Genomic DNA, 895 nt, shown 5'->3' with positions numbered 1-895 from the left:
ATGATGTTTGAATTGAATTTTACCTGGTTTTTGTGTAAGCTAATCATGAAGAGAACTCCTTTCTTATGGTTGGTTTAGACACCTTTACCATATCAGAATGGGGTTCTTTTTTCATCACTTAACAGGTAAAAATGAAAAAGTAAATTTAAGCTGCCGTTAGGCAGTTGGCACATGTTTCAACGAAAAGTATGAATTGTTCAGGATCTAAATATTTTTCTAAAATATTTTTAAAAATTGCTACCTAGGTTAATCTAAAAACTCAAAGACGTCTTTACGATCATATAGCTTAAATACCTTTTCAAATAAGAATTGTCCCAATAGACTTGCTACTGTAGGTACAACAAACCAGACGATTATAGCAAGGATAACATTTAATCCGGCATCGATCGAAGCTAAAGGACCTACTATACCAACTAGACCAAAACCTGCTGAAGCTAGAGTCCCTGATACTGAGAACAAGGCTACTGGTATCGCAGATATTATTGCGGTAAAGAAACATGGTAATAAAATGATTGGTTTTCTAAACAAGTTAGGCATCATCATTTTCATAGCACCTAAAGCGATTGCAATCGTTACACCAGATTTGTTGACTTTCCATGAGTTTACGACAAGTACCAAGGTCGTTGCTGCAACACCCATCGCGGCTGCACCAGCAGAAACTGCATTTAATTGAATTGCTACACCAATTGCCACCGTTGAAATTGGTGATATGATAAGAAATGCAAAAGAGCAACTAATCAAAATACTCATCAAAATAGGTTGCAATTCACCTGAATAATTCATACCTCTATAATTTAAGCTGGTTTCTTGAATAAATTAATCGTTCTTGGAAAAATTGGAAATTTTTCTACAAAATAGTGCGTTCTCGAAGTAGATTTTAACTAAATGAACCTTC

Annotated in this window: 1 pseudogene; it reads right to left on the bottom strand. The window is 34.7% G+C overall.

The window, feature by feature from the left end:
- Positions 1 to 246 precede the first annotated feature (246 nt).
- A pseudogene (locus ACEN33_RS12425) lies at positions 247 to 771 on the bottom strand (PTS sugar transporter subunit IIC); the annotation flags it as partial.
- Between the last annotated feature and the right edge of the window lie 124 nt (positions 772 to 895).

This window comes from Ruoffia sp. FAM 24228, assembly GCF_045528575.1.
In the GTDB taxonomy this organism is placed as follows: Bacteria; Bacillota; Bacilli; order Lactobacillales; family Aerococcaceae; genus Ruoffia; species Ruoffia halotolerans.
This window is presented reverse-complemented; position numbering and strand designations above follow the sequence as displayed.